Source organism: Variovorax sp. EBFNA2, assembly GCF_033802765.1.
GTDB lineage: Bacteria > Pseudomonadota > Gammaproteobacteria > Burkholderiales > Burkholderiaceae_C > Variovorax > Variovorax paradoxus_H.
Genome location: NZ_CP138496.1, coordinates 1,785,410 through 1,810,175, shown reverse-complemented (window position 1 = coordinate 1,810,175; position 24,766 = coordinate 1,785,410). Strand labels below are relative to the sequence as shown.

General features: G+C 68.2%; 21 protein-coding genes. 11 read left to right on the top strand and 10 right to left on the bottom strand.

The window, feature by feature from the left end:
* Nucleotide 1: 1 nt before the first annotated feature.
* The 5 genes from xdhA to RZE79_RS08265 form a co-directional block, all read right to left on the bottom strand.
* Nucleotides 2–1,615: a xanthine dehydrogenase small subunit gene (gene xdhA, locus RZE79_RS08285; protein WP_319359849.1), complete on the bottom strand. Its 1,614-nt coding sequence runs from the start codon at nucleotides 1,613–1,615 to the stop codon at nucleotides 2–4.
* Nucleotides 1,616–1,803: 188 nt separating this feature from the next.
* Nucleotides 1,804–2,607 carry a sulfite exporter TauE/SafE family protein gene (locus RZE79_RS08280; RefSeq protein ID WP_319359847.1) on the bottom strand — a complete coding sequence of 268 codons (804 nt, stop codon included), beginning with the start codon at nucleotides 2,605–2,607 and terminating at the stop codon, nucleotides 1,804–1,806.
* Between the two features lie 518 nt (nucleotides 2,608–3,125).
* Nucleotides 3,126–4,202 carry an IS110 family transposase gene (locus RZE79_RS08275; RefSeq protein ID WP_319355424.1) on the bottom strand — a complete coding sequence of 359 codons (1,077 nt, stop codon included), beginning with the start codon at nucleotides 4,200–4,202 and terminating at the stop codon, nucleotides 3,126–3,128.
* Nucleotides 4,203–4,623: 421 nt separating this feature from the next.
* Entirely contained in the window at nucleotides 4,624–5,700 is a 1,077-nt protein-coding gene (locus RZE79_RS08270; protein ID WP_319355424.1) for an IS110 family transposase, read from the bottom strand.
* A 289-nt stretch (nucleotides 5,701–5,989) separates the two neighbouring features.
* Entirely contained in the window at nucleotides 5,990–6,901 is a 912-nt protein-coding gene (locus RZE79_RS08265) for a LysR family transcriptional regulator (protein WP_319359845.1), read from the bottom strand.
* An 87-nt stretch (nucleotides 6,902–6,988) separates the two neighbouring features.
* On the opposite strand from RZE79_RS08265, the gene RZE79_RS08260 reads away from it, so the two are divergent.
* The 9 genes from RZE79_RS08260 to RZE79_RS08220 all read left to right on the top strand — a co-directional run bounded on the left by RZE79_RS08260 (nucleotide 6,989) and on the right by RZE79_RS08220 (nucleotide 17,805).
* A complete protein-coding gene (locus tag RZE79_RS08260; RefSeq protein WP_319359843.1) occupies nucleotides 6,989–9,148 on the top strand; it encodes an indolepyruvate ferredoxin oxidoreductase subunit alpha in 2,160 nt (719 codons plus the stop codon).
* A 14-nt stretch (nucleotides 9,149–9,162) separates the two neighbouring features.
* The gene (locus tag RZE79_RS08255; protein ID WP_319359841.1) at nucleotides 9,163–10,785 is read left to right on the top strand and encodes an indolepyruvate oxidoreductase subunit beta family protein; all 1,623 of its coding nucleotides are present in this window, start codon (nucleotides 9,163–9,165) and stop codon (nucleotides 10,783–10,785) included.
* 14 nt (nucleotides 10,786–10,799) lie between these two features.
* Nucleotides 10,800–11,789, top strand: a complete 990-nt coding sequence (locus RZE79_RS08250; RefSeq protein WP_319359839.1) for a tripartite tricarboxylate transporter substrate binding protein — start codon at nucleotides 10,800–10,802, stop codon at nucleotides 11,787–11,789.
* Nucleotides 11,790–11,809: 20 nt separating this feature from the next.
* Nucleotides 11,810–12,256: an acyl-CoA thioesterase gene (locus RZE79_RS08245; RefSeq protein ID WP_319359837.1), complete on the top strand. Its 447-nt coding sequence runs from the start codon at nucleotides 11,810–11,812 to the stop codon at nucleotides 12,254–12,256.
* Between the two features lie 202 nt (nucleotides 12,257–12,458).
* Nucleotides 12,459–12,737, top strand: coding sequence for a hypothetical protein (locus RZE79_RS08240; protein WP_319359835.1), 279 nt, complete (start codon nucleotides 12,459–12,461; stop codon nucleotides 12,735–12,737).
* A gap of 289 nt (nucleotides 12,738–13,026) precedes the next feature.
* A complete protein-coding gene (locus RZE79_RS08235) occupies nucleotides 13,027–13,248 on the top strand; it encodes a hypothetical protein (protein WP_319359833.1) in 222 nt (73 codons plus the stop codon).
* Between the two features lie 217 nt (nucleotides 13,249–13,465).
* Nucleotides 13,466–14,209 (top strand): hypothetical protein, encoded by a 744-nt coding sequence (locus RZE79_RS08230; RefSeq protein WP_319359831.1) that lies wholly within the window; start codon nucleotides 13,466–13,468, stop codon nucleotides 14,207–14,209.
* Between the two features lie 24 nt (nucleotides 14,210–14,233).
* Entirely contained in the window at nucleotides 14,234–16,999 is a 2,766-nt protein-coding gene (gene mgtA / locus RZE79_RS08225) for a magnesium-translocating P-type ATPase (protein WP_319359829.1), read from the top strand.
* 89 nt (nucleotides 17,000–17,088) lie between these two features.
* On the top strand, nucleotides 17,089–17,805 hold the full coding sequence (locus RZE79_RS08220) for an MgtC/SapB family protein (protein ID WP_319359827.1): 717 nt from the start codon (nucleotides 17,089–17,091) through the stop codon (nucleotides 17,803–17,805).
* Here the strand turns inward: RZE79_RS08220 and RZE79_RS08215 are convergent, their stop codons facing one another.
* The 4 genes from RZE79_RS08215 to xdhC all read right to left on the bottom strand — a co-directional run bounded on the left by RZE79_RS08215 (nucleotide 17,806) and on the right by xdhC (nucleotide 23,067).
* Nucleotides 17,806–19,248 carry an NAD-dependent succinate-semialdehyde dehydrogenase gene (locus tag RZE79_RS08215; RefSeq protein ID WP_153285500.1) on the bottom strand — a complete coding sequence of 481 codons (1,443 nt, stop codon included), beginning with the start codon at nucleotides 19,246–19,248 and terminating at the stop codon, nucleotides 17,806–17,808.
* A gap of 175 nt (nucleotides 19,249–19,423) precedes the next feature.
* Nucleotides 19,424–20,764, bottom strand: coding sequence for a glycerate kinase (locus RZE79_RS08210; protein WP_319359824.1), 1,341 nt, complete (start codon nucleotides 20,762–20,764; stop codon nucleotides 19,424–19,426).
* Between the two features lie 70 nt (nucleotides 20,765–20,834).
* A complete protein-coding gene (locus tag RZE79_RS08205) occupies nucleotides 20,835–22,046 on the bottom strand; it encodes a urate hydroxylase PuuD (RefSeq protein ID WP_319359822.1) in 1,212 nt (403 codons plus the stop codon).
* A 214-nt stretch (nucleotides 22,047–22,260) separates the two neighbouring features.
* Nucleotides 22,261–23,067, bottom strand: a complete 807-nt coding sequence (xdhC, locus tag RZE79_RS08200; RefSeq protein WP_319359820.1) for a xanthine dehydrogenase accessory protein XdhC — start codon at nucleotides 23,065–23,067, stop codon at nucleotides 22,261–22,263.
* A 53-nt stretch (nucleotides 23,068–23,120) separates the two neighbouring features.
* Here xdhC and RZE79_RS08195 point away from each other — a divergent pair, with 53 nt between their 5' ends.
* Complete coding sequence (locus tag RZE79_RS08195) at nucleotides 23,121–23,624, top strand: hypothetical protein (protein WP_319359818.1); 504 nt, start codon at nucleotides 23,121–23,123, stop codon at nucleotides 23,622–23,624.
* A gap of 2 nt (nucleotides 23,625–23,626) precedes the next feature.
* Here the strand turns inward: RZE79_RS08195 and uraH are convergent, their stop codons facing one another.
* Entirely contained in the window at nucleotides 23,627–23,977 is a 351-nt protein-coding gene (gene uraH, locus RZE79_RS08190; RefSeq protein WP_070061690.1) for a hydroxyisourate hydrolase, read from the bottom strand.
* A 108-nt stretch (nucleotides 23,978–24,085) separates the two neighbouring features.
* Between uraH and RZE79_RS08185 the strand changes: the two genes are divergently transcribed.
* A complete protein-coding gene (locus RZE79_RS08185; RefSeq protein WP_056574067.1) occupies nucleotides 24,086–24,760 on the top strand; it encodes a GntR family transcriptional regulator in 675 nt (224 codons plus the stop codon).
* Nucleotides 24,761–24,766: the final 6 nt, after the last annotated feature.

Here is a 24,766-nt window from a genome sequence, read left to right as displayed (position 1 = left end):
GTCAGAGTCCTTCCGCGGCCACCTTGGCAACGACATGAGGCATCACGCTCCAGACGCTGGTTTCCTCGAGGGACAGCGCGTCCTGCGTGCGGGTTTCGAGCCACAGGCGCTGGATCAGGTTCTGCGCCACCTGCAGGCGGTAGTCGGCCGAGGCCCGCATGTCCGACAGCGGCTTGAAGTCTTGCGCCAGCGCCAGCTTGGCGGTGGCCACGCTGGCCTGCGTCCAGGGCTTGCCGACGAGCGCGGCTTCGGCGTGGGCGGCACGCTTGACGGTGGCGGCCATGCCGCCGAAGGCCAGGCGCACGGCCTTCACCGTGTCCCCGCCCTCTTCCAGTTCGATGGCGAAGCCCGCGCACAGCGCCGAGATGTCGCAGTCGAAGCGCTTGCTGATCTTGTAGGCGCGCACCTGGCGGCGCATGGCGTCCAGCGGCACGGCCAGGCCCTGCACGAACTCGCCGGGCTGCAGCTGGTTCTTCATGTAGTCGAGGTAGAACTCGGGCAGCGGCATGCGGCGCACGGTGTCGCCGCGGCGCAGCTCGATCTGCGCGTCGAGCGACATGAGCACCGGTGGCGAATCGCCGATGGGCGAGCCGTTGGCGACGTTGCCGCCCATGGTGCCGGCGTGGCGGATCGGCGGCGAGGCAAAGCGCAGCCACACGTCGGCGAGGCTGGGCACGCGCTCGACCAGCGCGCCGAAGGCGGCTTCGAGCGAGGCGCCGGCGCCGATGTAGAGCTCGTCGGCGCGTTCTTCGACCGTCTTCATCTCGGCCACGTCGCCGACATAGATGATGTCGCCGAGGTCGCGGAACTGCTTGTTGACCCACAGGCCGACGTCGGTCGAGCCCGCGAGCAGCTGGGCGCCCGGCTTCTGCACACGCAGTGCGGCGAGCTGGGCGATGGTCTTGGGGGCGTGGAAGTGGTCGATGCGGGCGCCGAGCGGGGCCGCGTAGTCGAGGCCGTCGTTCTTCAGCGCGGTGAGCGCGGCCACCACGGGTGCGGTGTCCAGGCGCACGGCCGGCAGGTCGAACATGCGCTGGCCGGCGTCGAGGATGGGGCGGTAGCCGGTGCAGCGGCAGAGGTTGCCCGACAGGTCGTCGGCCAGCTGCTGGCGCGTGGGCTGCGTGCCCTCGGCCTGGTGGTGTTCGTAGGTGGCCCACAGCGACATCACGAAGCCCGGTGTGCAGAAGCCGCACTGCGAGCCGTGGCAGTCGACCATGGCCTGCTGCACGGGGTGCAGCGGGTGGACGGCATGCTTGGCCGGGGGTTCCGTCTTGGGCTTGCACTGCGATGCACACTGGCCCTTGAGGTCTTCGACCGTGAACAGCGCCTTGCCGTGCAGCGTGGGCAGGAACTGGATGCAGGCGTTGACGGTCTGCAGCTGCAGGCCGTCGACCGCGCCGGGTGCGTGGGCGTCGGTGGCCAGCTCGCCGATGACGACGGTGCAGGCGCCGCAGTCGCCTTCGTTGCAGCCTTCCTTGGTGCCGGTGCAACGCGCGTCTTCGCGCAGCCAGTCGAGAACGGAGCGGGTCGGATGGACCCCGCTGACGTCGACGATCTTTCCGCGATGGAAGAAGCGGATCGGTTGAATCGGTGTGCTGCTGCTCTCGGTGCTCATGCTTTTTTCAGGCTCGTGGGCGGCCCGTCGTGGGCCAGTCATGGACGTTAGCGGCTTGCGTGGGGTCTTGCATACGGGCACGCCCATAACGCGTATGTGAGGGTCGGTATGCCACGTCCGGGGAAACCCTTGGATTGACGCTGCAATTCCCGGGCCATGCCGGAAACCGAGGGTTTTCAGCTGCTTTCTCAGGCGTGCGCGATGGCGGTCCAGGCGGTGGCGAGCAGCGTCAATCCGGCCACGAAAAGCAGGCCGGCGACCAGCCATTGCAGGGTGCGCGGTTGCAGCTTGTTGGGCAGGCGGTGGTGCAGCCGCGTCGCGGCGTAGACCACGGGCATGGCGCAACCAGCGAGCAGCGCCGAGTGCCAAGAGAAGTGGCCGGTCGGCACCACGATGACGAGCCGCACGAGCGAGTTGAAGGCGAACATCAGCAGCAGCGCGCGGCGCACGAGTTCGCGGTCGAGCGGCTGGCGGTACATGTGGAAGACGATGGGCGGGCCGGAGGCGGAAAACAGCCCGCCCAGCACGCCCGAAAGCCCGCCGATGAGGGCGAAGCTGGTGCGGCCCGACACGGCCGGCAGCGGCTTGCCTTGGAGCAACAGCAGCACGGCGCAGATCAGGATTGATACGCCCAGAAGGCCCCGCAGCCAGTCCACGGCGCTGCCGCTGAGCCACACGAGCAGCATGAGCCCGACGATGACGCCGACGGTGCTGCCGTTGAGCGCGGGCTTCATGAGCTGCCACGGCACGGGGCCGGGGCGCGCGCGGAAGTAGGTCCAGGCGTTGAGGAGGCTCAGCACGGTCGCGGCATTGGCCGCGTCGTTCACGCTGGCGATGTCGAACACCGACACGAGGCCCAGCAGGATGAGGCTGAACGCAAAGCCCGTGAGGTTCTGCGCGTAGGTGGCCAAGCCCACGCAGGCCATGAAGATCAGGACCGGGACGGCGCCGGAAAGAATCGCTTGCACCTCGATGCCGTCAGTGCGCGCCAAGGCTGGCGGGACGGTGGAGGAAGGCGGGGGAACGGGGATGCGGGACGGACATGCGGACGGGGATCGGGAGACGGAGGCGCGAGGCGGAACGCTTGAGAATAACGCGGCCTGCGCATGTGCGTTCAGGGTGCGTGCACAGGCCACCGGGTACTTCCCTCCGCGAATGTCCTCCGGCCTGCGGCCTCCCCCTTTACCGGGACTTCTCGCGCGGTCAAGCACGGGTTCAGGGTTGTTTTCTTGCCATGCTGTATTGCCTGCAAGGCGGTGAGGAACCAGGCGCAACGAAACGAGGAACAGACTGCACATCTACCGACGGTCTTGTTGCACTGGCACTTGGCCGTGCGGACCCAGATACGAACCGCTCAGCGGGGCTCCATTCATTTCTCGTGATGCCCATTTCGATCGGCATCACCAAGGGGGAGTCGAGCTTGCCCGCTGCCGGTCTGACCTGTTCATTGCATCTTGGAACTCACGTCTGGCAAACAAATAGACAACAAAGGCTTTTCAAACGGATCGCGCTACACCGCGATGACCGCAGCGACAGCGCCTGGTGGTTTGGTACTGACGTGGTGCGCATCGAAGGCCCGCCCGCGTGCGAATACCGCCCACAGGATGCGCGCATTCTTGTTGGCCAACGCCACCACGGCCTTCTGCCAGCCAGAGCGCTCGCGCAAGGCCTGCACCCAGCGCGAGATCGGATCGTCGCGTCTGTGCGCCGTCAACACGATCGACTTGGCCCCCTGGATCAGCAGCGTGCGCAGGTACGCGTCGCCTCGCTTGGTAATGCGCCCCAGGTTGTTCTTGCCACCGCTGGAATTCTGTCGGGGCGTCAGACCCAGCCAGGCGCCGAACTGCGCACCGTTCTTGAATTGCTTGAAGTCGCCCACGGTAGCCACCACCGCGGATGCCGTGACCGGCCCCACGCCCAACAACTGCTCGGCCTGGCGCACCTGATCGCTGGCCTTGCCGTGTGCGGCGATGCGCTCGTCGCACCATCGCAGGTGTGCATCGAGTTCTTGCCATTGCGCATAGGCCCGCTGCAGCGTCAACCGGGCCAGAGCGCCCAGTTCATTGCTGGCATCTTCCATCGCGTCGGGAAGCGCCTGGCGCAACGCCTCAGGGCTTTGGGCGAACACCAATCCGAACTCCGCCAACAGGCCCCGGATGCGGTTGATGCAGGCGGTACGGTCCGCCTTGACGCCCTCTCGCAGGCGGTGGATGCACAGCATGCTTTGCTGCTCCACGCTCTTGATCGGCACGAAGTGCATGTGCGGGCGCGAGGCGGCCTCGCAGATGGCAGCGGCATCGTTGGCGTCGTTCTTGCCGCTCTTGCCTTGCAGGCGATAGGGCACGACGTGCGGGGCTGCGATGATGCGAGCATCCAGCCCCAAGGCCTGCAGCTTGCGCGCCCAGTAATGGGCGCTGGAGCTGGCCTCCATGGCAACCAGGCAGCCCGCGGGCAGTTGCGCGCACCAAGCCAGGAATTTATCGCGTGCCAAGGCGCGCCCGGTGACGCGCAAGCCCGCGGCATCGACCGCAAAGACCTGGATCACGCGCTTTGCCAAATCCACGCCGACTCGGGTAATCTCGTTCATGGGGCTTCTCCTTTCAAAGGTTTCAGATTGACTTCGCAAATCAATCTTGGCACTCGATGCCGTGACCAGAAAGCGAGAAGTCCCTTCGCATTCGTACCGGGACTTCTCGCGCGGTCAAGCACGGGTTCAGGGTTGTTTTCTTGCCATGCTGTATTGCCTGCAAGGCGGTGAGGAACCAGGCGCAACGAAACGAGGAACAGACTGCACATCTACCGACGGTCTTGTTGCACTGGCACTTGGCCGTGCGGACCCAGATACGAACCGCTCAGCGGGGCTCCATTCATTTCTCGTGATGCCCATTTCGATCGGCATCACCAAGGGGGAGTCGAGCTTGCCCGCTGCCGGTCTGACCTGTTCATTGCATCTTGGAACTCACGTCTGGCAAACAAATAGACAACAAAGGCTTTTCAAACGGATCGCGCTACACCGCGATGACCGCAGCGACAGCGCCTGGTGGTTTGGTACTGACGTGGTGCGCATCGAAGGCCCGCCCGCGTGCGAATACCGCCCACAGGATGCGCGCATTCTTGTTGGCCAACGCCACCACGGCCTTCTGCCAGCCAGAGCGCTCGCGCAAGGCCTGCACCCAGCGCGAGATCGGATCGTCGCGTCTGTGCGCCGTCAACACGATCGACTTGGCCCCCTGGATCAGCAGCGTGCGCAGGTACGCGTCGCCTCGCTTGGTAATGCGCCCCAGGTTGTTCTTGCCACCGCTGGAATTCTGTCGGGGCGTCAGACCCAGCCAGGCGCCGAACTGCGCACCGTTCTTGAATTGCTTGAAGTCGCCCACGGTAGCCACCACCGCGGATGCCGTGACCGGCCCCACGCCCAACAACTGCTCGGCCTGGCGCACCTGATCGCTGGCCTTGCCGTGTGCGGCGATGCGCTCGTCGCACCATCGCAGGTGTGCATCGAGTTCTTGCCATTGCGCATAGGCCCGCTGCAGCGTCAACCGGGCCAGAGCGCCCAGTTCATTGCTGGCATCTTCCATCGCGTCGGGAAGCGCCTGGCGCAACGCCTCAGGGCTTTGGGCGAACACCAATCCGAACTCCGCCAACAGGCCCCGGATGCGGTTGATGCAGGCGGTACGGTCCGCCTTGACGCCCTCTCGCAGGCGGTGGATGCACAGCATGCTTTGCTGCTCCACGCTCTTGATCGGCACGAAGTGCATGTGCGGGCGCGAGGCGGCCTCGCAGATGGCAGCGGCATCGTTGGCGTCGTTCTTGCCGCTCTTGCCTTGCAGGCGATAGGGCACGACGTGCGGGGCTGCGATGATGCGAGCATCCAGCCCCAAGGCCTGCAGCTTGCGCGCCCAGTAATGGGCGCTGGAGCTGGCCTCCATGGCAACCAGGCAGCCCGCGGGCAGTTGCGCGCACCAAGCCAGGAATTTATCGCGTGCCAAGGCGCGCCCGGTGACGCGCAAGCCCGCGGCATCGACCGCAAAGACCTGGATCACGCGCTTTGCCAAATCCACGCCGACTCGGGTAATCTCGTTCATGGGGCTTCTCCTTTCAAAGGTTTCAGATTGACTTCGCAAATCAATCTTGGCACTCGATGCCGTGACCAGAAAGCGAGAAGTCCCTTCGCATTCATTTCGCTGCGGGAAGCACCCAGTGTCCTGCGCACGCCGAGCGCTGTCGTTGTGCTGGCCCGATCAACGACCGCACTGAAAACGCTCACGTCGATGGGGTGCCTTGCGCAGCGAAATTAAGGGGGAGGCCGCAGGCCGGAGAACATTCGCGGAGCAAGGTACCCCGTCGGCGGGAGCGTCACCCTGGACAACTCGATCAGCGCTCCGAGAACAAAGCCACGATCACCTGCCGCAACCACCGGTTGCCCGGGTCGGCCTCGAAGCGCTTGCTCCAGTGCAGCGACACAGTGAAGTCGCGCAGCGGAAACGGCGGCTCGACGATGGCGTAGCCGCCTTCGGCCGCGAAGCCGCGCGCGATGTTGCGCGGCATCACCACTGCGAGGTCGGTGGCGCGCACGATGGCGGGCAGCACCATGAAGTGCTCGGTCGTCAGGCGCAGGCGGTCTTCGAGGTTCAGCAGCTGCAGGATGCGCAAGGTGTCGGCATGGGTGCGTACGGCCACGTAGTCGAGCTCGTGCAGCGCGGCAAGCAGTGCCTGGCCGCTGCGCCGGCGCTTCACGAAGGGATGGTCGTGGCGCAGCAGCACGATGTAGCGGTCTTTCAGCAGCTGGGCGCGCTGGGTGTCTTTCACGTGCGGCAGGAAGCCGAAGGCGAAGTCGACCTTGCCGCTGTCGAGCGCGGTGGCAATGTCGGCCGGCGCGAGCGGCAGGGTTTCCACACGCACGCCCGGCGCCAGTTCGCGCAGCCGCGCCATCAGCGCGGGCAGGAAGCGGCCCTCGCCGATGTCGCTCATGTGGATGCGGAACAGCTTGCGCGAGGCGGTGGGGTCGAAGCGCTCGGGCTCGCTCAGCGCCTGCTGCAGCATGGCCAGCGCCGACTGCACGGGCACGGCCAGCCGCTCGGCGCGCGGCGTGGGCGCAACGCCGCCGAGGCTGCGCGTGAACAGCGCGTCGCCCAGCAGCAGGCGCAGCCGCGTGAGGCCGTGGCTGGCCGCCGGCTGCGTGAGGCCCAGGGCCTCGGCGGCGCGGCTCACGTTGCGGGTGCGGTAGACGGCGTCGAACAACCGGAGCAGGTTGAGGTCGACCGCGTCGATATGCACACCATTCATATTCGATAGCTGGCTCATTGCATTGAAGTATGACGCAGGCCCGCCCACACTCCCGCGTTCTCCCCACGACAAGAAGCACGAGACACGATGGAAGTTTCATTCAGCAAGGAAGTGGAAATGCTGCGCCTGGGCGCGGGCGACACCTTCCACGGCGAGGGCATCCTCGCGATCACCAAGGGCCTGCTGCAGTCGGGCGTGGCCTACGTCGGCGGCTACCAGGGCGCGCCGGTGTCGCACCTGCTCGACGTGATGGTGCAGGGCAAGGCCTACATGGACGAACTGGGCGTGCACGTCGAGGCCTGCTCCAACGAGGCCTCGGCGGCGGCGATGCTCGGCGCGTCCATTCACTACCCGCTGCGCGGCGCGGTCACCTGGAAGTCGATCGTCGGCACCAACGTGGCGGCCGATGCGCTGTCGAACCTGTCGTCGCCGGGCGTGACGGGCGGCGTGCTGATCGTGGTGGGCGAAGACTACGGCGAAGGCGCCAGCGTGATCCAGGAGCGCACGCACGCCTACGCGCTCAAGTCGAGCATGTGCCTGCTCGATCCGCGGCCCGACCTGGGCGTGATGGTGCGCATGGTCGAGCAGGGCTTCCAGCTGTCGGAAGCGTCGAACATGCCCTGCCTGATGGAGCTGCGCATCCGCACCTGCCACGTGCGCGGCAGCTTCGACTGCAAGGACAACATCGCGCCCGCCGTGTCGACGCGCGCGCCGATGACCGAGCCCGCGGGCTTCGACTACATGCGCCTGGCGCACCCGCCCGTCACCTTCCGCCACGAGAAGCTCAAGGGCGACGAGCGCATGCCGGCCGCGCGCCGCCATATCGTGGCGAACGGCCTCAACGAGCTGGTGCCCGGCCAGCGCCACCCCGACCTGGGCATCGTGGTGCAGGGCGGCCTGTACAACGCGCTGATCCGCAGCCTGCAGCAACAGGGCCTGGCCGATGCCTTCGGCGACACGGACATCCCGATCCTCGTGCTCAACGTGACCTACCCGCTGGTGCCCGAGCAGGTGGCCGACTTCTGCATCGGCAAGCGCGCGGTGCTGGTGGTGGAAGAAGGCCAGCCCGAGTACATCGAGCAGGACATCGCCACCCTGCTGCGCCGCCGCGACATCCAGACGCCGCTGCACGGCAAGGACCTGCTGCCGCAGGCCGGCGAGTACGGCGTGGAAGTGCTGTCGGGCGGCCTCGCGGCCTTTGCCGAGCGCTACCTCGGCGCGAGCGAAGCCGCCACGTCGGCGCAGGCCTGGCTGGCGGGCAACCGCGAACGCCGCGAAGCGGTGGCGCGCCGGCTCGATGCGCCGCTGCCCAACCGTCCGCCGAGCTTTTGCGTGGGCTGCCCCGAGCGGCCGGTGTTCTCGGCCCTCAAGCTCGCGCAACAGGAGACGGGGCCGGTGCATATCGCGGCCGACATCGGCTGCCATGCCTTCGGCACCTTCGAGCCGTTTTCGATGGGCCACTCGATCCTCGGTTACGGCATGAGCCTGGCGAGCCGCGCGGGCGTGGCGCCGATGATGAACCGGCGCACGCTGTCGATCATGGGCGACGGCGGCTTCTGGCACAACGGCCTGCTCACGGGCGTGCAGAGCGCGCTGTTCAACGACGACGATGCGGTGCTGCTGATCTTCAAGAACGGCTACACCTCGGCCACCGGCACGCAGGACATCATCTCCACGCCCGACGACGAGATCAAGGAACGCGCCGTCGACAAGCAGCAGAGCCTGGTCGACAAGAACCAGACCATCGAGGCCACGCTCACGGGCCTGGGCGTGAAGTGGATGCGCACCGTCACCACCTACGACGTGGAGCGCATGCGCAAGACGCTCACCGAGGCGCTCACGAGCGACTTCAACGGCCTGAAGGTGGTGATCGCCGAGGGCGAGTGCCAGCTCGAGCGGCAGCGCCGCATCAAGCCGTGGATCGCCGGCCTGCTGAAGAAAGGCAAGCGCGTGGTGCGCGTGAAGTACGGCGTCGACGAGGACGTGTGCAACGGCGATCACGCCTGCATCCGCCTGTCGGGCTGCCCCACGCTCACGCTGAAAGACAACCCCGATCCGCTGAAGGTCGACCCGGTGGCCGTGGTGATCGACGGCTGCGTGGGCTGCGGCCTGTGCGGCGCGAACGCGCATGCGGCCACGCTGTGCCCGAGCTTCTACCGGGCCGAGGTGGTGCAGAACCCGAAATGGCACGAACGCCTGTTGCACGGCCTGCGCGGCGCGATCGTCGGCGCGTTGCGGCCGGCATGAAAGAGAGCCACGACATGGAACAGAACCGACCCACCACTCTGCTCGTCTGCGCTCTCGGCGGCGAAGGCGGCGGCGTGCTCACCGAATGGCTGGTCGACACAGCGCGGCACGCCGGCTACGCGGCGCAGAGCACGTCGATCCCCGGCGTGGCGCAGCGCACCGGCGCCACCACCTACTACATCGAGGTGTTCCCGGTGCCGATGGCACAACTGGGCGGCAGGCGCCCGGTGTTCAGCCTGAGCCCGGTGCCGGGCGCGCTCGACGCGATCGTCTCGTCGGAGCTGCTGGAGACCACGCGCCAGATCGGCAACGGCATGAGCGCGCCGCTGCGCACGCTGGTCATCAGCTCGTCGGCGCGCGTGCTCACCACGGCCGAGCGCATGGTGCCCGGCGACGGCCGCGCCGACGCGCAGCGCCTGCTCGACGTGGTCAAGGCCTTCAGCCGCGAGCACCACGTGCTCGACATGGGCGCCATGGCGCGCGAGGCCGGCACGGTGGTCAGCGCCGTGATGCTGGGCGCGATCGCCGGCAGCGGCCTCTTCCCGTTCCCACGCGAGGCCTACGAGCGCGCGGTGCGCGGCGGCGACGAAGCCGCGCCCGACAAGCTCGGCAAGATGGCCGCCGCCAGCCTGCGCGGCTTTGCCGCCGCCTTCGAGGCCGTGCGCGCGCCGCGCGCCCAGGCCGCCTTCGTGCAGGGCGTGCTGGCCAGCGACGACACGCGCGACGCACCCCCGACACCGCAGGCGCTGCCCGACGACGTGGCGCGCCGCTTTCCGCCGGCCGTGCACGACATGCTCGCGCTCGGCCATGCGCGGGTGCGCGACTACCAGGACGGCGCCTACGCCGCGCTGTACGCCGAGCGCCTCGCGCGGGTGCTCGAGGCCGAGCGCGCCGCCGATCCGTCGGGCGCGCAGGGCTTCGCGGTCACGCGCGAAATGGCGCGCTGGCTGGCGCTGTGGATGGCCTTCGACGACATCGTGCGCGTGGCCGCGCTGAAGGGCCGCGCCAGCCGCGCGCAGCGCGTGCGCCAGGAAGTGCGCGCGGGCGACGAAGACATCGTGAAAGTCTTCGACCACTTCAAGCCCGGCGCGCCCGAGTTCGCGGCGCTGCTGCCGCCGTCGCTCGCGCGCCGCGTGACCGCCTGGGACCGCGCCCGCCAGTCGCGCGGACTGGCGCCGTGGGCCCTGCCTCTGCAAGTGGGCAGCCACTCGGTGCTCGGCATGGCCTCGCTGCGCGTGCTGGCCTCGCTCACCTGGCTGCGCCGGCGCGGCAGCCGCTTTGCCGAAGAGCAGGCGCTGATCGAGCGCTGGCTCGCCGCCGTCGAGACCGGCACGCGCACGCACTGGGCACTGGGCCGCGAGCTGGCGCTGTGCGGCCGGCTGATCAAGGGCTACGGCAGCACCAACGAGCGCGGCAAGCACAACCTGCTGCACGTGATCGACGAGCTCGCGGGCCGCGCCGCGCTGCAGCCCGCCGCGCGCGCCGAAGCGATTGCCGCGGCACGCGAGGCCGCGCTCGCGGACGAAGGCGGCAAGGCGCTCGACGCCGCGCTCACGCGCCACGGCGCCGCGCCGCGCCCGGTGCAGGCGCAACCCATCCGCTGGATGAAGCGGCCCAAGACAACGACCACGACCTGAGGAGACAAAGAACCATGAACCCATCCACCCCCGCTTCATCGCGCCGCCTGCTGCTGGCGCTCGCCCTGGCCGGCACCGCCTTGTGCGCGCCTGCCGTGCACGCCGACACCTGGCCGTCCAAGCCCATCAAGGTGATCGTCAACTTCCCGGCCGGCGGCGCGGCCGACCAGCTTGCACGCGCCATCTCGCAGCCGCTGCAGGAAGCGCTGAAGCAGCCCGTGGTGATCGAGAACCGCGGCGGCGCCAACGGCAACGTCGGCGGCGAGGCCGTGGCGCGCGCGGCGGCCGACGGCTACACGCTGCTCATGAGTTCGGGCGGCATGGTGTCGGTGAACCCGCACCTGTATGCGCGCATGAGCTTCGACCCCGCAAAGGACCTGGTGCCCGTGGCCGCCGCCGCGCGCGTGCTGGTGTTCCTGGTCACGCGGCCTTCGCTGCCGCCGACCGACGTGAAGTCGTTCATGGCCTACCTCAAGGCCAACCCCGGCAAGCTCTCGTACGGTTCGCCGGGCAACGGCAGCTCGCCGCACCTGGCGGGCGAGATGTTCAAGAGCCAGGCCGGCCTGTTCGCGCTGCACGTGCCCTACCGCGGCGCCGCACCCGCGCTGCAGGATTTGCTGGCCGGCCAGATCGACTACGCCTTCGACCCCGGCATTGCACTGACCCAGGTGCGCGCCGGCAAGCTCAAGCTGCTGGCCGTGGGCAGCCCGCACCGCTCGTCGCAGTTCCCCGACGTGCCCACGCTCGACGAGGCCGGCCTGCGCGGCTTCGACGCCGACACGGTGTTCGGCTTCTACGCCCCGGCCGGCACGCCGCCCGAGGTGGTGGCGCAACTCAACACGCAGATCAACCGCTCGCTCGCGCTGCCGGCAGTGAAGGAGCGCATCGCGGCCATCGGCGGCGAGCCGGCGCCGGGCACGCCGGCCGACTTTCAGCGCCGTGCGGCCGCAGACTCGCAGCGCTTCGGCGCGCTGATCCGCGAGCGCGGCATCAAGGCCGATTGAGGGCCTAGGACAATCGGCGGATGAGCAGCACTCCATCTCCCAAAGACGCTTCCGGCCAGGAAGTCGTCTACACCACGCGCGTCGAGTTCGGCGACTGCGACCCGGCCGGCATCGTCTGGTTTCCCAATTTCTTTCGCTGGATCGACGCGGCCTCGCGCCACTTCTTTGCCGAGTGCGGCGTGCCGCGCTGGGAAGAAACAGCCCAGACCCTCGGCGTGATCGGCACGCCGCTGGTCGACACGCACACGCGCTTCGTCAAGGCGGCCAGCTACGGCGACACGCTGCACATTGCGGTGCGCATCACCGAATGGCGCGACAAGAGCTTCGTGCAGACCTACCGCGTGACGCGCGGCGACGACCTGATCCTCGAATGCGAAGAGGTGCGGATCTTTGCCGCAAAGCGCGAAGGCGGCGGCATCCGCGCGGTGCCGATTCCGCCGGCGATCCGCGCGCTCTGCACGGGCTGAACCCCGCCGCCTGCTCGCTGCATCCGCGGACAGGCACATCGGCATAGGCCGTCCTGCCCATGGCATCCCCCCGTCAGGGGATGCACCATGGGCGCAGAGGCCGACAGCGCCGCCCTCCTGCGAAGGCTCCCATATCTTCGGTATCGCCTGACACAACTTCTTGCGCTTCACTACGGCCCTTGGTCCATGCAGAGGAGTCACGATGCCCCGACCCAGCCTTCACAGCGCGAGCATCACGCTGAAATTGCCCTTCGACATGAGCGCCGCGCAAGAAGTGGCGGCCCTGCGCGCCGCGGGCATTCCGGTGGACGACCTGGGCAATGCCATCTCGGGCTTCCTCTTCGTGCGCTTCGGCGACGGCTGGCGCGGCGACTCGAACATCTACCGCTGGTTTCCAAGCCCCATCGAACGCAGCGCGACCGAGGCCCAGCTCCAGGCCGCGCGACCCCGGCGCAGCCTGTCGCTCCAGGCCAAGGGTTGACGCTGGCAATGATGCGGTGCAACAATCCGGAAATCATCATTTCGGAGCCCCGTGCGTGGACAGTGCCAGTTGGATCAGTGACAAGACGCGTGCCTCGGCAGGCGTGACACCCCCGGCCCTCTAGCGCAGGCAGCTCTCGCGCTTGCGGCCGCCGTGTCCGCAGCGCGAACCCCTTGCCCCACGGGCAAGCGGCTCCCCCTACCGATTTCCGTTGTTCTTCGTCGCTGACTTTGTCAGTCAGCTTGCGTGCGTCCGTGCGCGAGGCCCTTCAGCGTGAAGGAGCCTTGTCATGCGCCAGTTTCAGATTCGTCCGTTGCATCCGCAGACGCGACCGTCGCACGGTCGCCCGTCGACGCACGCCGGTGCGCCTGCGCCTGCACGCGTGAGCCCCGCACCGCACCTCGACGACGAGCAGGCCCTGGACCGCGGCGCCGCGCTGTGGACCACGCGCCGCATCCGCAGCTTCCTGCTGCTGCTCGAACAGCCCGGCCACGGCACGACGCGCCGCTGAAGCCCGCCCCTGCCACTCTCACCGAACAGGAGGCCCCCATGGACCCGGACCCTCGCTTGCGCCGCTGTGCGCCGCCTTCTTCCATGCCCGATCGATCCCCCATTCACCTCGCAGCCTGCCGCGCTGCGGAGGAGCGCCGCCGTCTGACTGCTGAGTAAGCACGTCGTCACGGGCGTTTCTTCCTTCGCGGCGCGCCGCATCCGAAGGAAAAACGCCCATGACCCGCGAACGCCTGCGGCGTGTCGTGCGGACGGCCACGGCCGCCCGTTCCACCGCCCGCCCCCTTCCCTTCCGCCGCCCCGCGCCAAGCCGCGCCTGGCTCGCGACCTTGTGCGGCCTGGCCGCCACACAGACCCACGCCGCCGGCGGACACCATTCAGTGGACGACGCCGCCATCCTCGATCCGGGCCAGTGCCAGATCGAGACCTGGGGCGGCCAGCGCCTCGCGCACCTCGGCCCGGCCTGCCGTGTCGGCCCGGTCGAGCTGGGCCTGAACCTCGAACGTGAGCGCACCGCCGACGGCCGCACCGTGCGCGCCGGCCCGCAGATCAAGTGGGCCTTTGCGCTCACCGACACGCTGAGCACCGGCGTGCTGGCCTCGGCCACGTGGCAACGCAGCAACGCCGGCAATGCCTCGCTCCGCCTCACCGACAGCAGCGTGGTGATCCCCGTCACCTGGCAGTTCGACGACGCATGGCGCGCCCACCTGAACCTGGGGCGCGACTTCCATCGCGCACAGCCGAGCACCAGCCACTCGGGTGCGGCGCTCGAATGGGCCGCGCTGCCCGCGCTGTCGCTCGTGGCCGAGCGCTTCCGCGAAGGCGGGCGCAACGCCTGGCGCGCCGGCCTGCGCTGGACGGCCAGCCCGTCGGTCAACGTCGATCTCAGCCACGCACGCGACCTGCGCCACGACGGCCCGCGCGGCTGGACGCTGGGCCTCACCTTGGCGTTCGCGCGCTGAGCGCCCCCACACAGGAGAAGAAAAATGAAGAACGTCCTGAAGTCCTTTTTCGAAAGCTTTCTGCGCAGCCGCCACATGCGGCATCACTTCGAGCGCTGGCAGACGCTGCTGAGCGCCAAGCCCAGCAGCCTCGGCTCGGCCGCGATGCCGCCCGAGATCGCCAAGGCGCTGGCCGCCGCCTCGCACACCGACGCGGGCGAAGTGCTGGTGCGCCTGAACAGCTCGTCGCAAGGCCTGAGCGAAGCCCACGCGCTGGCGCTGCGCAAGCGGCTGGGCAGCAACGAGGTGCGCCACGAGCAGCCGCTGCCGTGGTGGAACCACCTGTGGCAGTGCTACCGCAACCCCTTCAACCTGCTGCTGACTGTGCTCGCGCTGGTCTCCTACATCACCGAGGACACGAAGGCCACGGTGGTGATCGGCAGCATGGTGCTGCTGTCGACCGTGCTGCGCTTTCTGCAGGAGTCGCGCTCCAACCAGGCGGCCGACCGGCTCAAGGCGATGGTCAGCAACACGTCGACGGTGCTGCGCCCCGCGCCCGGCGAGAAGGCCGGACGCGCCAGTGACGACGGCTTCGACCTCGCGCACACCGGCACGCAGCGCATGGAAGTGCCGATGCGCGACCTCGTGCCCGGCGACGTGATCGCGCTGTCGGCCGGCGACATGATTCCGGCCGATGCGCGCCTGCTCTCGGCGAAAGACCTGTTCATCAGCCAGTCGGCCCTCACCGGCGAATCGATGCCGGTGGAGAAGTTCGCCGCCACCGCCACCGACCACCAGGCCGGCGTGCTCGAGCGCGACAACCTGCTCTTCATGGGCACCAACGTGATCAGCGGCACCGCCACGGCCGTGATCGTGCACACGGGCGAGCGCACCTTCTTCGGCGCGCTGGCCCAGCGCGTTAGCGACAACTACCGCGGCACCACCGCCTTCCAGGCCGGCATCAACCGCGTGAGCTGGCTGCTGATCCGCTTCATGCTGGTGATGGCGCCGCTGGTGCTGGTGATCAACGGCGTGACCAAGGGCGACTGGTGGGAGGCCGCGCTGTTCGCGCTGTCGATCGCGGTCGGCCTCACGCCCGAGATGCTGCCGATGATCGTGACCGCCACGCTGGCCAAGGGCGCGGTCGTGATGTCGCGCCAGAAGGTGATCGTGAAGCGGCTCGAGGCCATCCACAACTTCGGCGCGATGGACGTGCTGTGCACCGACAAGACCGGCACGCTCACGCAGGACCGCATCGTGCTCGAACGCCACACCAACGCCTGGGGCGAAGACTCCGACCACGTGCTGCAGCAGGCCTACCTCAACAGCTTTCACCAGACCGGGCTGAAGAACCTGCTCGACAAGGCCGTGCTCAGCCACGCCGAAGTGCAGCTCGACGCGCAGCTGCAGACCCGCTGGCGCAAGGTCGACGAAGTGCCCTTCGACTTCTCGCGCCGCCGCATGTCGGTGGTGGTCGCGCACGGCGACGACGAGCACCTGCTGATCTGCAAGGGCGCGCTCGAAGAGATCCTGTCGGTGTGCACCTCGGTCGAACGCGGCGCCGAAGTGCTCGCACTCGACACCGACGTGATGGCGCGCATCCACCGCGTGGCCTCGGAGCTCAACGCCCAGGGCCTGCGCGTGGTGGCCGTGGCCAGCCGCACGCTGCATGCCGACGCGCGCAAGCCGGCCTACAGCGTGGCCGACGAAGCCGGGCTCACGCTGCTGGGCTACGTGGCCTTTCTCGATCCGCCGAAGGAATCGACTGCGCCCGCGCTGCTGGCGCTGGCCGCGCACGGCGTGGCGGTGAAGGTGCTGACCGGCGACAACGAGCTGGTCACGCGCAAGGTCTGCGCAGACGTCGGCATCGACGCCGGGCGCATGGTGCTGGGCCACGAGGTCGAGCGCATGAACGAGGCCGAGCTGCGGCAGATGGTGGAAATGCGCCAGGTGTTCGCCAAGCTCACGCCCGCGCACAAGGAGCGCATCGTGCAGGCGCTGCATGCCAACGGTCACGTGGTCGGCTTCATGGGCGACGGCATCAACGACGCGCCCGCGCTGCGCGCCGCCGACATCGGCATCTCGGTGGACGGCGCGGTGGACGTGGCCAAGGAATCGGCCGACATCATCCTGCTCGAGAAGAGCCTCATGGTGCTGGAGCAAGGCGTGATCGAAGGCCGCCGCACCTTCGCCAACATGCTCAAGTACATCAAGATCACGGCCAGCTCGAACTTCGGCAACGTGTTCTCGGTGCTGGTGGCCAGTGCCTTCCTGCCCTTTTTGCCGATGCTGCCGTTGCACCTCCTGGTGCAGAACCTGCTGTACGACGTGTCGCAGATCGCGATCCCGTTCGACAACGTGGACGAAGAATTCTTGAAGACGCCGCAGCGCTGGAACCCGGCCGACCTGGGGCGCTTCATGGTGTTCTTCGGGCCGCTGAGCTCGGTGTTCGACATCCTCACCTACACCGTGATGTGGTTCGTGTTCGCGGCCAACACGCCGGAGCACCAGACGCTGTTCCAGTCGGGCTGGTTCATCGAGGGCCTGCTGTCGCAGACGCTCATCGTGCACCTGATCCGCACGCGCAAGATTCCGTTTTTGCAAAGCCGCGCGGCCTGGCCGCTGCTGGCGATGGGCGCGGCCATTGCCGCGGTTGGCATCTGGCTGCCGATGGGACCGCTGGCGCACTACTTCAAGCTGCAGGCGCTGCCGCTCGCGTACTTCCCATGGCTGGTGCTGATGCTGGTCGGCTACGCGACGCTGACGCAGGCGGTGAAGGGCTGGTACGCGCGCAGGTACGGCTGGCAATAAGAACAGGCATCACCCGGCGAACGCAGGATTGCGGCTGTCACACAAGGCCGCTACCCTGCGCCGCACACAGAAGATCAGGAGGATCACTCATGGAAGCCATCCGCAACATCAACCTGCCTTCGCTGCTGAACACCTTCATCAGCGTGGGCGCGGCCTTTCTGCTCGGCTCGCTGATCGGCTTCGAGCGCCAGATGCGCCAGCGCACCGCGGGGCTGCGCACCAACACATTGGTGGCCGTGGGCGCCGCCGTGTTCGTCGACATGGCGGCCCGCCTGGGCGGCCCCGACGGCTCGGTGCGCGTGGTCGCCTACGTGGTCTCGGGCATCGGTTTTCTGGGCGCGGGCGCGATCATGAAAGAAGGCGCCAACATCACGGGCCTGAACACGGCCGCCACGCTGTGGGGGTCTGCGGCAGTGGGCGCCTGCGCGGGCGCCAACCTGCTGGGCGAAGCGCTGATCGCGGCACTGTTCGTGCTCGCGAGCAACACGCTGCTGCGCCCGGTGGTGAACCGCATCAACCGCCGCCCGGTGCACGAGGAATCGAGCGAGGCGACGTACACGGTGCGCGTGATCTGTTCACGCGCGGCGCGGCCCGAGGTGATGGATCAGCTGCTGGTGCAACTGGAAGCCGCGAACTACCCGGTGCGCGACATCGACCAACACGCCTTCGGGCAGGCCGACACGGAGATTGCTGCGACGCTCTACGCCACCGCGGTCGAGCCCGACGAGCTCGACCAGGTGATCGCAGAGCTGGAAACCTTGGAAGGTGTCCAGCAGGCGTTCTGGAACGCCTCCGCCGAAGACTAGTTAAACGCCGAGGATCGACACCGCCTTGGTGTTCAAGTAGGCCTCGATCGCCTCCGGGCCGCCTTCCGAACCGTAGCCCGAATCCTTCACGCCGCCGAACGGCATTTCCGGCGAGGGCGTGGCGGGCTGGTTGATCCACAGCATGCCGAGCTCGAGCTTCTGGCTCAGCAGGTGCGCGCTCTTGATCGACTTGGTGAAGGCATAACCGGCCAGGCCGAAAGGCAGGCGGTTGGCTTCGGTGATGGCTTCTTCGAGCGTGTCGAAGCCGCGGATCGCGGCGATGGGGCCGAAGGGTTCGTTGTTGAACACGTCGGCGTCCAGCGGCACGTCGGTGATGACGGTGGGCGCGAAGAAGTTGCCGGTGTCGCCGACGCGGTCGCCGCCGGTCGCGATGGTGGCGCCCTTCTTGCGCGCGTCTTCCAGCACGTGGGCCATGGCCGTGAGGCGGCGGGCGTTGGCCAGCGGGCCAAGGTTGGTGCCTTCGGCCAGGCCGTCGCCCATCTTCAGGCCTTCGGCGTGCTTGACCAGCAGGCTCGCGAACTCATGGCGCAGGCTGTTGTGCACCAGGAAGCGGGTCGGCGAGATGCAGACCTGGCCCGCATTGCGGAACTTGGCGGCACCGGCGGCCTTGACGGCCAGCGCCACGTCGGCGTCTTCGGCCACGATCACCGGGGCGTGACCGCCCAGTTCCATCGTGACGCGCTTCATGTGCGAACCGGCCAGTGCGGCCAGCTGCTTGCCGACCGGGGTGGAGCCGGTGAACGTGACCTTGCGGATGATCGGGTGCGCAATCAGGTAGCTCGAGATCTCGGCGGGGTTGCCGAACACGAGGCCCACGACGCCGCCCGGAATGCCGGCGTCGACAAAAGCCTTCAGCAGTGCGGCCGGCGACGCCGGGGTTTCTTCGGGCGCCTTCACCAGGAAGGAGCAGCCGGTGGCGAGCGCGGCGCCGAGCTTGCGCACGATCTGGTTGACGGGGAAATTCCACGGCGTGAAGGCCGCGACCGGGCCGACCGGCTCCTTGATGACCAGCTGCTGCGCAGCCAGGTTGCGCGAAGGCACGATGCGGCCGTACACGCGGCGGCCTTCGTCGGCGAACCACTCGATGATGTCGGCGGCGGCCATCATTTCGACCTTGGCCTCGCCCAGCGGCTTGCCTTGTTCCTGCGTCAGCAGCTTGGCGATGTCCAGGGCGCGTTCGCGGATCAGGCCGGCGGCGCGGCGCATCACGGCGGCGCGCTCGTTGGCGGGCGTGTCGCGCCAGGCTTCGAAGCCACGCTGGGCGGCGGCCAGGGCACGGTCGAGGTCGACGATGCTGGCGTGCGCCACCTTGCCGATGGCCTTGCCGGTGGCGGGGTTCAGCACGTCGAGCGTCTTGCCGTCGGCGGCGTCGACCCATTGGCCGTCGATCAGCAGGCGGGTGTCGGTGTAGGTGGCGGTCATGGCGAACTCTTTCCTTCGAGGACTGGATGGTGAAAACGAAACGGGAAATCGGGCGCGCGGCGCGGCACCCCGTGGGGGTGCGCATGCGACAACGGCGGCCAAGCGCCGCCGGGGGCCGTAGATTAACCTGAGTTCACAAAGCTTGCCCGAGGCCCCGTTGGAGGCCTGAGCACGCCTACAGCACGAGGATCGCGCGGAAGTCGTTGACGTTGGTGTTCGTCGGACCGGTCACGAACAGGTCGCCGATGGCGTCGAAGTAGCCGTAGGCGTCGTTGCGGTCGAGGTGGTCAGACAGCTTCTTGCCCTGCGCCGTGGCGCGCGCCAGGGTGTCGGGCGTGACGAAGGCGCCGGCGTTGTCTTCCACGCCGTCGATGCCGTCGGTGTCGGCGGCCAGCGCCCACACCTGCGGTTGGCCCATGAGCGCACCCGACAGGCCCATGCAGAACTCGCCGGCCCGCCCGCCGCGGCCCTTGGCCTGGCCGGGCTGGCGCGCACGGATGGTGACCGTGGTCTCGCCGCCCGACAGGATGACGCAGGGCCGCGCGAACGGCGCGCCGCGCAGCGCCACGGCCCGCGCGAGCGCCCCGTGCACCTTGCCGACTTCGCGCGATTCGCCTTCGATCTCGTCGCTGAGGATGTGCGCCTCGAGGCCGGCGGCGCGCGCGGCCGCGGCGGCGGCTTCGAGCGACTGCTGCGGCGTGGCGATCATGTGCGTGCTGTGGCCGATGAACGCGGCGTCGTCGGGCTTGGGGGTTTCGAGCGCGCCGCTTTCGAGCTGCGCGCGCACGGGCGCCGGCACCTCGATGCCGTAGCGGTCGAGGATGGCGAGCGCGTCGGCGCAGGTGGTGGTGTCGGGCACGGTGGGGCCGCTGGCGATCACGGCCGGGTCGTCGCCGGGCACGTCGCTGATGGTGAGCGTGACCACGCGCGCCGGCGCGCAGGCCGCCGCGAGCCGGCCGCCCTTGATGCGCGACAGGTGCTTGCGCACGCAGTTCATTTCGCCGATGTGGGCGCCGCTGTCGAGCAGCTGTTTGTTGATGCGCTGCTTGTCGGCCAGCGTGAGGCCGTCGGCCGGCAGCACCAGCAGCGACGAGCCGCCGCCGGAGATGAGGCACAGCACGAGGTCGTCGGCCGTGAGGCCCTGCGTGAGCGCCAGGATGCGCTCGGCCGCCTGCTGGCCGGCCGCGTCGGGCACGGGGTGCGCGGCTTCGACGAGCTCGATGCGCTGCGGCACGCCTTCGGGGCGCGGCGGAATGTGGTCGTAGCGCGTGACGACCAGGCCCGACAGCGGGGCGTCGGCCGGCCACAGCGCTTCGAGCGCCTGCACCATCGAGCCGCCGGCCTTGCCGGCGCCGAGCACCACGGTGCGACCCTTGGGCGGCTTGGGCAGATGGGCGCCCAGCGTGGACAGCGGCAGTGCGCGGTCCACCGCCACGCGGTACAGGTGTTCGAGGAAAGCGCGCGGGGCTTCGCGCGGATCGGGAGCTGTTGCTGAGGGCGAGGTCGATGCGGTCATGGCTTGCGTGTTGTCTCCATTCGGCGATTGTGCGACGACCGGCGGCCCGCCCTTGCCGGCCGCTGCGCCTCTAGTTCGTCTTGGCGCCGGCCTGGAACCAGCGGCTGATGAGCGCCCGCTCTTCGTCGGTGATGTTCGTCGCGTTGTTCATCGGCATGATCTTGGTCACCACGACCTGCTGGTAGATCGCCTGCGCATGCGCCGTCACCTGGTCGGGCGTGTCGACGCGCACGTTCTTCATCTGCACGGCCGCGCCGTGGCACATGTAGCAGCGCTGCTCGAGCACCTTCTGCACGTCCTGGTAGGCCACGGCGGGCACGGCCTGGGCGGCGCTGGCCGCGACCGGCGCCACCGGCTCGGGCTTCATCCACACGATGGTGAGGCCCAGCACCGCGATGCCGACCATGGCGTAGGGCAGCGGGTTGCCCGCGTTGCCCAGCTTGAAGCGGTGGCGCACCACGAAGAACTGCCGGATGGCCGCGCCGCCGAGCATGATCAGCAGCAGCACGATCCAGTTGTACTTGTGCGTGTAGGTGAAGCTGTAGTGGTTGCTCAGCATCGCGAACAGCACCGGCAGCGTGAAGTAGGTGTTGTGCACGCTGCGCTGCTTGCCGCGCTGGCCGTGCACCGGGTCGACCGGCCGGCCTTCGCGCAGGGCCTTCACGTTCTTGCGCTGGCCCGGGATGATCCAGAAGAACACGTTGCCGCTCATGGTGGTGGCCATCATGGCGCCCACCAGCAGGAAGGCCGCGCGGCCCGCGAACCACTGGCAGGCCAGCCAGGTCGCGAAGACGATGAAGATCGCGATCAGCACGCCGACGATGGTGTCGCCGTTCTTGCGGCGCCCGAAGATCTGGCAGATGCCGTCGTAGACCATCCAGAACACGACGAAGAAGGCCAGCGCCACGGCAATGGCGGCGCCGGGCTGCCAGTCCATCTTGCTCTTGTCGATGAGGTACGTGCTCGCGTTCCACAGGTACGACATCGTGAAGAGCGCAAAGCCCGTGAGCCACGTCGAGTAGCTCTCCCAGTACGACCAGTGCAGGTGGTCGGGCAGCTTCTTGGGCGCCAGCGCGTATTTCTGGCTGTTGTAGAAACCGCCGCCGTGCACGGCCCATTGCTCGCCGCCCACGCCCTTGTCGAGCGACTCCTGGTCTTGCGGCTTCTCGAGGCTGTTGTCCAGCATCACGAAGTAGAAGGAGGCGCCGATCCATGCGATGGCGGTGATGACGTGGACCCAGCGCAGCAGCAGGTTGGCCCAGTCGAGGTAATAGCTTTCCATGTGCTCTCTCGCAACCCTCTAGACGCGTGGGGCGTCGATGAGGGGTTTCAGCCTGCTCACCACTGCGGGCGCTGTAAGCAGAGAAAGTGCCGCGAACGCAGGTCCGTTGAAAACGACCTCGCTCCGCTGCGGCTTGTTGTGGACCGAAAGTGTATACAGTTTTGACACGAGGCGGGATGCTATTTGCGGCGTTGCCGCCAAGGGAAAACCCTGTTCAGCCCAGCGATTGCAACAACTGTGCCGCCACGGCCACCGCGATCACCTCGGGTTCCTTGCCCGTGATGCCGGGCACGCCGATCGGGCAGGTGACGCGCGCCAGCTCGTCGGCCGTGAAGCCGCGCGCCTCCAGCCGGTGGCGGAAGGTGGCCCATTTGGTTTTGCTGCCGATGAGGCCGATGTAGGGCAGGTCGTTGCGCGTGCGCAAACGCTTCAGGCAGGCGATGACGATGTCGAGGTCTTCGGCGTGGCTGAAGCTCATGATCAGCACGCGGCTGCCGGGCGCGAGCGCGGCCACGGCGTCTTGCACGGGCTCGGAGTGCTCGGTGTCGATCTGCGCGGGCAGCGCGTCGGGGAACACGCCGTCGCGGCTGTCGATCCAGCGCACCGAGAACGGCAGCACGGCCAGCAGGCGCGCCAATGCGGCGCCCACATGGCCGCCGCCGAACAGCGCCACAGGTTCGAGTTGCGCGACCAGTTCTTTTTGCAGCGCGGGCGCGTCGGCCGCACCGATGCGCCGGTAGGTCAGGAACATCACGCCGCCGCAGCACTGCCCCAGGCTCGGGCCCAGCGGGTAGCGCTGCACGCCGTCGAGGCTGCGCGTGCCGGCCAGGATTTCGCGTGCTTCCTGCGTGGCCTGGAACTCGAGCTGCCCGCCGCCGATGGTGGCCGTGAGCCCGTCGGCCCACACGGCCATCCAGGTGCCGGCCTCGCGCGGGGCCGAGCCCTGCGTCGATTCGACGCGCACCAGCACGGCGTCTTCGGTGCGAAGACGCATCAACAACTGATCAACCGCACCGTTCATGACCGATACCTTCGGTTGCCTGGACCGCAACGACTCACGGTATAACCCCGGCGATGATGACGAACCGCCAGCTTACGCCGCGCCGCCTCGCCTGGGCCGCGACTGTTCTTTCCGCCTTGTGGCTCGCCGGCTGCGGCTCGACGGGCTCGGTGCCCGGCCAGCTGAGCGGCACCAGCAGCGCACAGGGCAGCGGCCCCGCACCGCGCGCCTCGAGCGCGGCCACCGCGCGCGACTACCGCCGCGACGCGGCGCGCCACATCTACAACGCCAACGCCTCGCGCATCTACAAGGGCCAGATGCCGCCCCTGCTGTACGCGGTCGGCACCCTGCAGGTGAACCTCGACACCGGCGGCAAGGTGGTCTCGATGCACTGGATGCGCGCGCCCAAGCACGCGCCCGAGGTGATCGCCGAGATCGAGCGCACCGTGCTGCAGGCCGCGCCCTTCCCGCCCGCCCAACGCCTGGGCACGGTCACCTGGACCGACACCTGGCTGTGGGACAAGAGCGGGCGCTTCCAGCTCGACACGCTCACCGAAGGGCAGCAACAAGGCGACTGACCTCAGGAGCCGCGGTACGTGGAGTAGCTCCACGGGCTGACCAGAAGCGGCACGTGGTAGTGCTGGTCGGTGTGCGCCACGCCGAAGTCCAGCGCCACCTTGTTCAGGAAGTTCGGCTCCGGCAGCGTCACGCCGCGGGCCTTGAAGTAACCCGCCACGTCGAACACCAGCCGGTAGGTGCCGACCTTGATGGAGTTGTTGTCGTACAGCGGGCCGTCGCTGCGGCCGTCCGAATTCAGCGTGAAGCGCTTCACCAGCGTCGCGGCGTCGCCGTCGGTGGTGTACAGCGCCACCTCCATGCCGGCCGCGGGGCCGCCGTGCATCGTGTCCAGTACGTGAGTGCTCAAACCCATGGGGCGTTCCTTCAAAAAATGGTGCCGGATCGGTGAGATCGGGGAGACCAGAGGGGCGGGAAATTCCGGTGGACAAAAGTGTATACAGTTACCGGCTTTGGGTCTATCATGAAAAACATGGAGTCCTCCACCACCCGTTCGATCGTCGATGCCCTCACGAAGGCCATCGTCGAGCACCGCCTTCAGCCCGGCACCAAGCTCGCCGAGCAGAAGCTGGCCGATCACTTCGGCGTGTCGCGCACGCTGGTGCGCCAGGCGCTGTTCCAGCTCTCGCAGAACAAGCTGATCCGGCTCGAGCCGGCGCGCGGGGCCTTCGTGGCCGCGCCTGCCGTCGACGAGGCCAAGCAGGTGTTCGCCGTGCGCCGCATGCTCGAGGCCGAAATGACCCGCGCCTTCGTGCGCAGCGTCACGCCCGCCAAGATCAAAGCGCTCAAGGAGCACGTGGCGCTCGAGAAATCGGCCGTCGGCGGCGAAGACGTGTCGGGCCGCACCGAGCTACTGGGCGACTTCCACGTGCGCATGGCCGAGCTCATGGGCAACCAGGTGCTGGCGCAAATATTGGGCGAGCTGATCTCGCGCTGCGCCCTCATCACGCTCATGTACCAGAGCACCAGCGCCGCCGAGCACTCCAACGACGAGCACGCCGACATCGTGAAGGCGCTGGCCGCGCGCGACGAAGAACTCGCCGTGCGCCTCATGACCGAGCACCTGGAACACGTCGAGGCCAACCTCACCTTCGACCGCAAGGTCCCGACCAACGACATCTCCCTCGCGCTGTCCTGATCCACA

Coding starts and splice junctions, on each gene's coding strand:
- RZE79_RS08255 (WP_319359841.1), top strand. CDS start 9,163: ATGGAACAGAACCGACCCACCACTCTGCTCGTCTGCGCTCTCGGCGGC.
- RZE79_RS08215 (WP_153285500.1), bottom strand. CDS start 19,248: ATGACCGCCACCTACACCGACACCCGCCTGCTGATCGACGGCCAATGG.
- RZE79_RS08240 (WP_319359835.1), top strand. CDS start 12,459: ATGCCCCGACCCAGCCTTCACAGCGCGAGCATCACGCTGAAATTGCCC.
- RZE79_RS08205 (WP_319359822.1), bottom strand. CDS start 22,046: ATGGAAAGCTATTACCTCGACTGGGCCAACCTGCTGCTGCGCTGGGTC.
- RZE79_RS08260 (WP_319359843.1), top strand. CDS start 6,989: ATGGAAGTTTCATTCAGCAAGGAAGTGGAAATGCTGCGCCTGGGCGCG.
- RZE79_RS08185 (WP_056574067.1), top strand. CDS start 24,086: ATGAAAAACATGGAGTCCTCCACCACCCGTTCGATCGTCGATGCCCTC.
- RZE79_RS08235 (WP_319359833.1), top strand. CDS start 13,027: ATGCGCCAGTTTCAGATTCGTCCGTTGCATCCGCAGACGCGACCGTCG.
- RZE79_RS08230 (WP_319359831.1), top strand. CDS start 13,466: ATGACCCGCGAACGCCTGCGGCGTGTCGTGCGGACGGCCACGGCCGCC.
- xdhC (WP_319359820.1), bottom strand. CDS start 23,067: ATGAACGGTGCGGTTGATCAGTTGTTGATGCGTCTTCGCACCGAAGAC.
- mgtA (WP_319359829.1), top strand. CDS start 14,234: ATGAAGAACGTCCTGAAGTCCTTTTTCGAAAGCTTTCTGCGCAGCCGC.
- RZE79_RS08270 (WP_319355424.1), bottom strand. CDS start 5,700: ATGAACGAGATTACCCGAGTCGGCGTGGATTTGGCAAAGCGCGTGATC.
- RZE79_RS08275 (WP_319355424.1), bottom strand. CDS start 4,202: ATGAACGAGATTACCCGAGTCGGCGTGGATTTGGCAAAGCGCGTGATC.
- RZE79_RS08210 (WP_319359824.1), bottom strand. CDS start 20,764: ATGACCGCATCGACCTCGCCCTCAGCAACAGCTCCCGATCCGCGCGAA.
- RZE79_RS08195 (WP_319359818.1), top strand. CDS start 23,121: ATGATGACGAACCGCCAGCTTACGCCGCGCCGCCTCGCCTGGGCCGCG.
- RZE79_RS08250 (WP_319359839.1), top strand. CDS start 10,800: ATGAACCCATCCACCCCCGCTTCATCGCGCCGCCTGCTGCTGGCGCTC.
- RZE79_RS08245 (WP_319359837.1), top strand. CDS start 11,810: ATGAGCAGCACTCCATCTCCCAAAGACGCTTCCGGCCAGGAAGTCGTC.
- RZE79_RS08265 (WP_319359845.1), bottom strand. CDS start 6,901: ATGAATGGTGTGCATATCGACGCGGTCGACCTCAACCTGCTCCGGTTG.
- RZE79_RS08220 (WP_319359827.1), top strand. CDS start 17,089: ATGGAAGCCATCCGCAACATCAACCTGCCTTCGCTGCTGAACACCTTC.
- uraH (WP_070061690.1), bottom strand. CDS start 23,977: ATGGGTTTGAGCACTCACGTACTGGACACGATGCACGGCGGCCCCGCG.
- xdhA (WP_319359849.1), bottom strand. CDS start 1,615: ATGAGCACCGAGAGCAGCAGCACACCGATTCAACCGATCCGCTTCTTC.